Source organism: Mariniflexile sp. (assembly GCF_052728615.1).
In genome coordinates, this window is sequence record NZ_JBFVFE010000095.1 from 1 (window position 1) to 8777 (window position 8777).

Genomic DNA, 8777 nt, shown 5'->3' on the forward strand with positions numbered 1-8777 from the left:
AAATGGAATGAACGTATCAGAAGCGTTGAAACTTATCGCTAAAAATGAATTTCAGTTTGAAAACTGATTAGTTACGAAAACAATTTTAGGTTTCCTGTAAAAATTATTCTTATTAAGAATAATTACGACATAAAACAAAATGATATTAAAAATGGTGGAAAGGTTGTTTGGCAAGATCCTCGTGGAAATTCTTTTAAAATTGCTAACGAATTAAAAATAGACGCACTGAATTTAAAAAATATTGAATTCTTAGCTGTATTTCTCCATGAGTGTGGACATATTGAAGATAGTCAAAATTTAAAAATAATCTTTAAGAGTAAAGAATCTGAACTATCTGCATGGAAACATGCCTATAAATCATTTAATGAACAAAAACCGTCAAACAAAGATTCTAAATTGTTTTTAAAAAAAATGGAACAATCACTTGCTACCTATGAAATAACGACAGAATCAATCATAGAGTAAAATTGCAAAGATGAAAATAAATATACCCCCGCTACCGCTAAGCTCTGCTTAGTGGCGTACCGAGTAAGCAGTTCCATCTTTTAATAAAAATTTTGTTCTAGCTAATAAGCTCTGCTTAGTGGCGGCAACAGTAAGCAAACTCAACCTAAAAACCCAGTACTATCAATCTCTAAAACCGTATGGTCGTCCTGAAAGTTTCTTGCACTAGAATATTTCCAATCTATAGGATTAGTTACAAAACCGCTTTCCACAGGATTATTATGAATGTAATCTATTTTTTGCTTTATAACAGCCTCAGTCCATAATTCGATAGGCTGGTTATGATGTTGCCAAAATTGATATTTAGAACCATTCGTTTTCCTTTTTGCTTCACGTTCAAAAAACCATAACAAATACTCTTTTCTACTTTCTTGCGGATTATTCTCAATGGCTTCAATGAGTTTCTTTGCAGTAAAACTTTTAAAATCTCTTAATAATCCATCAGGGTCGTCATTATTCGATCTAAAAATTAAGTGTACATGACTTGGCATAAAACAAAAAGCAAACAACTCCATACCTTTCTTTGCCCTGCAATAGTTTATACTTTCTACTAATACATCAAAGTAAATATGCCTTGTAAAAACATCTAACCAATATACCGTAGCGAACGACACAAAGTATACCCCAGATTTATTATGGAATTTATAGTTTCTACTCATAAGTCTAAAATACAAAAAGCTTTTACATCCTATACATTCTGGATTGTAAAAGCTTTTATTTTTCTTACTCTTACCGCCACTAAGCAGAGCTTAGCGGTAGTATTTAGAAAAAATGCTAGGTTTATTGAATTTATATTTTCTCTTCAAACTCAGCACAATCAATTCTAATTTCAGAATTTAGCAACTCTTTTTCTAACAGATTACAATAATCTTTATCTTGATTTTTTTGATGAAATTTACAAGCGTAGCAAGTACGTTGTACCGTTAAAACACCAATTTTATTGAGTTGATAAATAAGATTGCTAATGGTTTTAAAAAGTGTGTTTAAATCGGATTCATCCGTTTTTTTAAGTTGTGTTTTTATAGGAAGCGCAAAATTTTCGGTTTCAGAAACGATATGTTTTCCTTCGTTGGTTAATTGAATGGCGTAACTTCTGCTATCTGAAGTTGAAACTGTTTTTTCGATGAACCCTTTGTTTATCAAAACCCGAACCGCATCGCTTATGGTTGGCTTTGTTAGGTTGAATTCTTTAGCTAAATGGGTAACGTTGCAAAATCCAATTTTATGATAGGCAATAAAAATAAGTATTTGAATTTGAATGGGGCTCAACCCTAAAACCTTTGCTTTTTCCCAAAGCAGCACTTTAAAAGCTTCCGAAATACGTTCTAAACCGGCAACTATTTTGTTGGATAGATCGGTTTCTTGATTGTTTGGGTCAAATAAAGGACTGTTCATATATAAACTGCCAAATTAAGATTGTTTTACAAAGTTAGTAATCCTAATTAAATTAATTGCAGTTTTGCATTTCAATAATGTAGAAACCATTGGTTTTTATTTCTTCAATTATAGCATCGGAAGCCTGTTCGATATGACAAAATTTACACTCGTTTGATGTTAATGTGCCTGTTTTAAAAGGTTTGCTTTTTAAGTAAGTAGCGCCAAATTGAAAAATGGTTTCTTCATTTTTTAAATCGCTCGGTACAAGAATATCAAAATGCATTATTTTGTCTTGTTCTCTTTTTACATAGGTGTCCCAAACTGATACTTTCATAGTTTAATGAATAAATTTAAGGTTAGGATTCCTATAATATTAGGGAATCCTAACCTTATGTGTGAAAAAATTAACCTTTAACATCTTGCATGGAAGCGCCAAAGTTTATGTGCAATACGTTTCCGGTTGGAGTTACTAGGGCAGGAACCGATTTAACACCTTTTTTTTCTGCTTCATCAATTCTAGATTTGTCGTTGCCAAAGTGTACTATTTCTACATTGTTAGCACCTATTAATGCGATGATGTCGTGTTCTGCACTTAGGCATACAGGACACCCCGCGTGATAAAAAACTGATTTACTCATGGTTTTAAGTTTTAATTAAAGCACTATTGCAATACAAATATAGTAAGGAATCCTAACAAAATAAAATATATCTGAATATTTATTAAATGTATTAGGAGAAATAAGGGACTAGGTTTGTTTAGAATCTAAATAATCGCCTAAATTTTGTAAAGAATTATCCCAGAATTGTTCATAGAATTTTAACCATTTATTGACTTCTTTGAGTTTATTTGGATTAGCATTACAAAAACGTTCGCGTCCTTGTGTATCTATATGCACCAAACCTGCATCTTCAAGGGTTTTAATATGTTTGGTAACCCCTTGTCGGGTCATTTCAAACTGGGTGGATATTTGGGTAATGGATAATGCTGAGGTTGAAATAACCAAGGCGTGAAAAATTTCACGCCTTGTAGGATCTGCAATGGCTTTAAATAGTTTGGTTATTCTATCCTGCATGTACTGTTTCTTTTAAATAATCGGTTAATAAATTGATGCAGCCATCCCAACCACCATTAAAGCTTTCGAACATTTTTATGGCTGTTTCGCCTTCATAATTCGAAATTCCGGAATGTTCTAAATAAAGTTTAGTGCCTTCTTTAACCGTTTCTAAAACCCATGTTACGGTTGTTTCTACATTGGTGTTTTGTGCCACCCAGGTATAAGTTAATGTGTACGGATTTGCAGCTTTCACTTCGCCGTTAATAGTTATACAACCTTTGTCTTCACTCGCGGTAAAAGTATACTTGTATCCTTTTTCAGCCTTAAAATCGGCTTTAATAAACCAAGTAGAGATTTCTTCGGCTTTAGAAATGGCATTCCAAACTTTGTCTATGTCATGGTTAAATACGGTTTCTTTTTTAATGATGTCTTTCATGTCTATTCGTTTTTAGATTAATGAATACGCAGCTTGTTGGTTGCTAAATTAAAAAGATTAAATTCATTACGCAACTTTTTAGTTGCTTATTTTGAGTTTGGTTGGAGTTAGCCTTTGCGCAAAGGATTACTCATTAGTTAATATTTTTATATTATGGAAATCGTGAATGCTTCGCATTTGAAGCGGCATCCTTTTTGTGAAGCTTTTGGTGATGTGAACATGATTTATGTAAATGCTAAATGTTTGATGAGACCCCGAAACAAGTTCGGTGCTGCTTCGCAGAAAGATACAGCGAATAGCCTGGTTTATGCGCGCAAAAAACCTATAATAGCGCAAAACAATGTTAGTATAAAGAAAACAAATTGTTACCTTGTAAGCTTTAGAGAAAATTTTGACTAATTTTGTATTGTTAAAATAGAACACGAATTAAAATATAGATATTATGGCATTAGAAATAACAGATGCAACGTTTGAGGAAACAGTGTTAAAGAGCAGTAAACCGGTTTTGGTCGATTTTTGGGCAGCTTGGTGCGGACCCTGTAGAATGGTAGGGCCCATTATTGAACAAATAAGCGAAGAATACGAAGGAAAAGCGGTTGTTGGCAAGGTGGATGTAGATGCAAACCAAGAATTTGCTGCAAAATATGGCGTGCGTAACATACCTACGGTTTTGGTTTTTCAGAACGGTGAAGTCGTTGGGCGTCAAGTTGGTGTGGCTCCAAAAAACGCTTATACTGAAGCGATTGATGCGCTTTTGTAATAGATACAGAAAAAGAAAACCAAAAAGGTTTGCCGTTATGGTAAACCTTTTTTTATTTTAGATGAAAATTAAAAAGAATATGAGTGATAAAATAAAAGTTCAAGATGCTATTGATAGCAAATTGATAGAGCAACGTAAAGTGTTTTTATGGGGACAGGTTGATGATAGATCTGCTAAACATGTGATTGATAGATTGATGTATTTAGATGCTTTGGGCACCAACGATATACATCTATATATTAACAGTCCTGGTGGTTATGTAACCTCGGGGTTTGCCATTTACGATTGCATCAAATCGTTAAACAGTCAGGTTTCTACTATATGTACAGGGTTTGCCGCTTCTATGGGTTCTATAATTCTTTCTGCTGGCACAAAAGGAAAACGTTTTATTCAACCCCACGCCCGTGTGATGATCCATCAACCTAGTGGTGGTGCCAATGGACAGGCCAGTGATATTGAAATTACGGCAAAGGAAATTGTATTGACTAAAGAATTAAGCGCAAAACTATTGGCCGAGAATTGTGGCCAGACTTTTGAAAAAGTAATGAAGGATTTTAACCGTGACCATTGGATGGGCGCTGAAGAATCGGTGCAGTACGGGATTGTGGATGGGGTAGCCCTCTAACCCCCGAAGGGGGGATTCTCACTTTTGTGGGAAATTGGAGCGAATAATTTTAACAAATTTTTGAAATAATATTTTTTGCATATGAGTGTTCCTCCCTTTCGGGGAGGCTAGGTGGGGATGAACATACAAAACGAACTAAACAAAACAGAGGGTTTTAAAAACCTTGAACTACTTGCAAAACAGGTGGTCGAGGGTTTTATTGCGGGCTTGCATAAAAGTCCGTTTCATGGTTTTTCTGCGGAATTTGCGGAACATAAAATATATAATAAAGGGGAAAGTACGCGCCATATCGATTGGAAGTTGTTTGCAAAAACAGAAAAGCTTTACACCAAGCGTTATGATGATGAAACCAATTTGCGCTGTCATATCATTATAGATAACAGTAGCTCGATGCATTACCCAGAAATGCGTTCGTTTTCTATAGAAAACCTAAATAAAATAGCATTTTCGGTTTTGGCAGCCTCCTCCTTGATGCAGATTTTAAAAAAGCAAAGAGATGCCGTTGGTTTGAGTATTTACAGTGATGCGTACGATTATTACGCACCAGAAAAAGGGAGCGAGCGCCATCATCAAATGTTGTTGAACCATTTAAGTGAAGCGGTTGTTCCAAAACATATAAGCACACAAACCGAGACTTATAAATACCTGCACGAAATAGCAGAGAAAATCCATAAACGGTCTATGATTTTTTTGTTTACCGATATGTTTCAAACCAATGAAGATGAAGAAAAGTTATTTGAAGCACTTCGGCACTTAAAATATAACAAGCATGAAGTTGTTCTGTTTCATGTGTTCGACAAGCAGAAAGAATTGAATTTTGAATTTAGCAATAAACCCAAACGTTTTATTGATATTGAAACAGGCGAGCACATTAATTTGTATGCCGATGCCATTAAGGAAAATTACAGTAAAGCCGTTGCCAATTATTTTGAAGCCTTAAAATTAAAATGCCTGCAATATAGAATAAAATATGTAGAGGCCGATGTGAACGGAAATTTCAATAACATCCTCACAACTTATATGTTAGAACGTAAAATCTTTGTTTAAGCCCCACCCGACCTCCCCAAAGGGGAGGAGATTAAATAAACTATAATAATATGGGGATTAAATATTATAAAAAAAACACAAAAAAAGGTTTGACATATTAAAAAAAGGCGTGTATATTTGCAACCGCAATAATGCAACGGTCTGGTAGTTCAGTTGGTTAGAATGTCGCCCTGTCACGGCGAAGGTCGCGGGTTCGAGTCCCGTCCAGACCGCTAAAAGCTCTCAATTTCTTGGGAGCTTTTTTCTTTTTTTGATGATGTTAAGTGATTGAATGTGAGTATTTAATAAGGATTCATAGACTTTAATCAAAAAATATATTTCAAATATTTGTGCTGAGTTTGTGCTGCATTTTTTTTGTTAAAAATTCAATTTTACATGATTTAATTTAAATGGAGTCCTAATTTTTGGTCTTAATAAATTAGAACTCATCTTGACTTTTTCTATTTCCTAAAAAATGGCTGAAATTCGCCCATATTTCGTCTATTTTCTTATACGTAGCGATGCTATGCCTCTCAAAAATAGTCTCATCTGAACATCCCGATATATCGGGATTCGGTTAAAAACAAAAAATCAAGATGGGTTCATAGTGTAAAAAATGCCACTAGATTGAAAATGATTAACAAGGACAAAACACAAACTATGTTAAAGGAATATCTACAAAAACAAGGCCATGCCAATAAGGTAATACCGACCTATATCATGACCCAAAACCAATTTGCTGAAAGGTGCATCAACTATGGAACAAACTGAGCGCAGTTGTAGGATAATCTTCAGGATTAAATCCGAAAACTTCAATTGAAGTCCAAAACCAAGCGCAAAGGCAAAAGCGGATATTTTTTTGATAGAAATAATTGGGTTGGCATTGCGTGGCAATCAATCATAATTTATATATTGCAGATAGGAATAAACGTTCTTTAAAATAATTTTTTGGAAGTGATTTGAATTAAAATTTCTAAATTTGTATTTATGATTACTCAACAACAAATAGACATCATTATCAATACCTTAAAACCGTTTAAGCCAAGTAAAATTGGAGTTTTTGGTTCATTTTTGCGTGGTGAAAACACTGATGAAAGTGATATTGATATTTTGTATTCTTTTGAAGAAGCTATTGGATTGTTCAAATTAATTAAAATCAAGAATGATTTAGAGCAAAACCTAAAACTGAAAGTTGATTTGGTTTCGGAAAAATATGTGCATTCCAAACTTAAACCAAAGATATTGAGTGATTTAAAAGTGATTTATTTACAAACAAATTAGGGCCATTAACTCAGTTGGTTCAGAGTGTTACCTTGACAGGGTAGAAGTCACTGGTTCGAATCCAGTATGGCCCACATCATTCGAAAAATCTGTGTAGATATACAGATTTTTTAATTCTAGAAAAAGCAAAGCTTGCTTTAAGGTTTTTGTAGAATTAAAAAATCAAATGCGCTAGCATTTGGATTTCTCAATTGCAGAAGCGGGTTTAAATGGATATGCAATCCAGTATGGCCCACATAAATAAAATCATTTATTATTAGTAATACGAATCAAGAGTTAAAATATTGTAATTATTCAGCCGACTGAAAATTGGATTACGCGCTTGACTTAGGGGCGTTAGCCCTGTAGTATTAGTAGTATAAAAATGAGGCATGATGATAAATTAGGGGCGTTAGCCCTGACATCTTTAATAAAATAATGTGTACGTGTTTGCCATGTTTATTGAATTTCAGGGCTATGTGTTTTTTGTTCATTATCGTGTTATTTTATGAAGATAACAGGGCTACGCCCCTTTTTATTTAATTAACGTTTGGTATCTACGATGATTTTAGGGCTAACGCCCCTAATATTGTCTTATAAGTCGTAATGGATTTTAATCTTTTCAACACTTGATTCGCATTAGTAAGTATCATTTTTTACCATTTCAAAACTCATCTATTATTAAAAAAAAGCCCATTTACATAGTATTTTGCAATTAACTCTGCGGTATTTTTACAACCTGACTTACTTAAAATGTTTCTTTTGTGCGTATTAATGGTATGTGGTGATATAAATAAACGATTAGCAGTTTCTTTAAATGTCATTCCTTGTGCCAATAGTTCGATAATTTCTTTTTCTCGTTTAGAAAACACATCTTTAAATGACATGTTTTTTAAACCGTGACTATCTTTAGCTACAATAGCATAACTCCCAGAGCTTTTTGCGTAATGAAAGGATGGTTTTTTTGTACTTATGAAAGATATATTATGGTTAATTGGAATATTTAGGTGCGTAATATCAATATGAACACATAATGATTGTTCAATTTTACCATCATCCGATGCCGTAAAAACGGATGCTTGGTGCAAAATGGTTCTGTAAGCGCCGTCAGCATGCTTTATACGCATAATATACACACTTTTGTAAATGAAAAAATCTTCTTTAGGGATTGTATTGAAAAAAAAGTCAAATACGAGAGTTTCCTTTTCGTTCATAGAAGCAAGATCTTCAGGATGCATTTTTTCAAAGATTTTTTTCATTGTAAAGTCCTTAGGTTCAATGCCTAAAGTATCCATAACACCTTCATGGACATAATCCATGGTAATATTCTCAAAATTTAAAACGAAATAGTAAAAACTCCCTACAGCAAATAAGGAAGCAATATGATCTATAATTTCTAAAAGAAGCTCCTTCTTTTTGGGTTGATAAATGGTGTTTTCTTTATTCCAAACACTAAAAACTTTGTCGCCATCATCTTTATTCATGTGTTCTAGACATTTGAGATTGATTGAAATTTACGATTATACTTATGAGTTGAATACAGCTTCATCTATTATTAAAGAATAGCCCATTTACATAGTATTTTGCAATTAATTCTGCGGTATTTTTACATCCTGACTTACTTAAAATGTTTCTTTTGTGCGTATTAATGGTATGAGGTGATATAAATAAACGATTAGCAGTTTCTTTAAATGTCATTCCTTGTGCCAATAGTTCGATAATTTCTTTTTCTCG

12 protein-coding genes and 2 tRNA genes are annotated in these 8777 nt (G+C 33.5%); 6 read left to right on the forward strand and 8 right to left on the reverse strand.

Annotation, left to right across the window (positions count from 1 at the left end; translation table 11 throughout):
- Window positions 1-605: 605 nt before the first annotated feature.
- The 6 genes from ACU1LP_RS18795 to ACU1LP_RS18820 all read right to left on the reverse strand — a co-directional run bounded on the left by ACU1LP_RS18795 (window position 606) and on the right by ACU1LP_RS18820 (window position 3372).
- Window positions 606-1163, reverse strand: a complete 558-nt coding sequence (locus ACU1LP_RS18795) for an REP-associated tyrosine transposase (protein WP_445733886.1) — start codon at window positions 1161-1163, stop codon at window positions 606-608.
- Between the two features lie 130 nt (window positions 1164-1293).
- Complete coding sequence (locus ACU1LP_RS18800) at window positions 1294-1899, reverse strand: MarR family winged helix-turn-helix transcriptional regulator (RefSeq protein WP_445733885.1); 606 nt, start codon at window positions 1897-1899, stop codon at window positions 1294-1296.
- Window positions 1900-1951: 52 nt separating this feature from the next.
- On the reverse strand, window positions 1952-2215 hold the full coding sequence (locus tag ACU1LP_RS18805) for a DUF2024 family protein (protein ID WP_445733884.1): 264 nt from the start codon (window positions 2213-2215) through the stop codon (window positions 1952-1954).
- A 70-nt stretch (window positions 2216-2285) separates the two neighbouring features.
- A complete protein-coding gene (locus ACU1LP_RS18810; RefSeq protein ID WP_445733883.1) occupies window positions 2286-2519 on the reverse strand; it encodes a thioredoxin family protein in 234 nt (77 codons plus the stop codon).
- Window positions 2520-2627: 108 nt separating this feature from the next.
- Window positions 2628-2954 carry an ArsR/SmtB family transcription factor gene (locus ACU1LP_RS18815; RefSeq protein WP_445733882.1) on the reverse strand — a complete coding sequence of 109 codons (327 nt, stop codon included), beginning with the start codon at window positions 2952-2954 and terminating at the stop codon, window positions 2628-2630.
- A complete protein-coding gene (locus ACU1LP_RS18820) occupies window positions 2944-3372 on the reverse strand; it encodes an SRPBCC family protein (RefSeq protein ID WP_445733881.1) in 429 nt (142 codons plus the stop codon). Before ACU1LP_RS18820 ends, ACU1LP_RS18815 begins: the two co-directional genes overlap by 11 nt.
- A 442-nt stretch (window positions 3373-3814) precedes the next feature.
- Here ACU1LP_RS18820 and trxA point away from each other — a divergent pair, with 442 nt between their 5' ends.
- The 6 genes from trxA (at window position 3815) to ACU1LP_RS18850 (ending at window position 7138) form a co-directional block, all read left to right on the forward strand.
- A complete protein-coding gene (gene trxA / locus ACU1LP_RS18825; protein WP_157207578.1) occupies window positions 3815-4132 on the forward strand; it encodes a thioredoxin in 318 nt (105 codons plus the stop codon).
- Window positions 4133-4211: 79 nt separating this feature from the next.
- The gene (locus ACU1LP_RS18830) at window positions 4212-4757 is read left to right on the forward strand and encodes a ClpP family protease (RefSeq protein ID WP_445733888.1); all 546 of its coding nucleotides are present in this window, start codon (window positions 4212-4214) and stop codon (window positions 4755-4757) included.
- A 117-nt stretch (window positions 4758-4874) separates the two neighbouring features.
- On the forward strand, window positions 4875-5804 hold the full coding sequence (locus tag ACU1LP_RS18835; protein ID WP_445733880.1) for a DUF58 domain-containing protein: 930 nt from the start codon (window positions 4875-4877) through the stop codon (window positions 5802-5804).
- A 138-nt stretch (window positions 5805-5942) separates the two neighbouring features.
- Window positions 5943-6016 (forward strand) — tRNA-Asp (locus ACU1LP_RS18840).
- Between the two features lie 754 nt (window positions 6017-6770).
- Complete coding sequence (locus tag ACU1LP_RS18845; RefSeq protein WP_445733150.1) at window positions 6771-7064, forward strand: nucleotidyltransferase family protein; 294 nt, start codon at window positions 6771-6773, stop codon at window positions 7062-7064.
- Window positions 7064-7138 (forward strand) — tRNA-Val (locus ACU1LP_RS18850). The genes ACU1LP_RS18845 and ACU1LP_RS18850 overlap by 1 nt, the downstream gene beginning before the upstream one ends.
- A 576-nt stretch (window positions 7139-7714) precedes the next feature.
- Here the strand turns inward: ACU1LP_RS18850 and ACU1LP_RS18855 are convergent.
- Together ACU1LP_RS18855 and ACU1LP_RS18860 are read right to left on the reverse strand one after the other, a co-directional pair.
- Window positions 7715-8527, reverse strand: a complete 813-nt coding sequence (locus tag ACU1LP_RS18855) for a LuxR C-terminal-related transcriptional regulator (RefSeq protein ID WP_445733879.1) — start codon at window positions 8525-8527, stop codon at window positions 7715-7717.
- A gap of 61 nt (window positions 8528-8588) precedes the next feature.
- Window positions 8589-8777: response regulator transcription factor (locus tag ACU1LP_RS18860; protein WP_445737050.1), on the reverse strand; the 189-nt coding region annotated here is incomplete at its 5' end.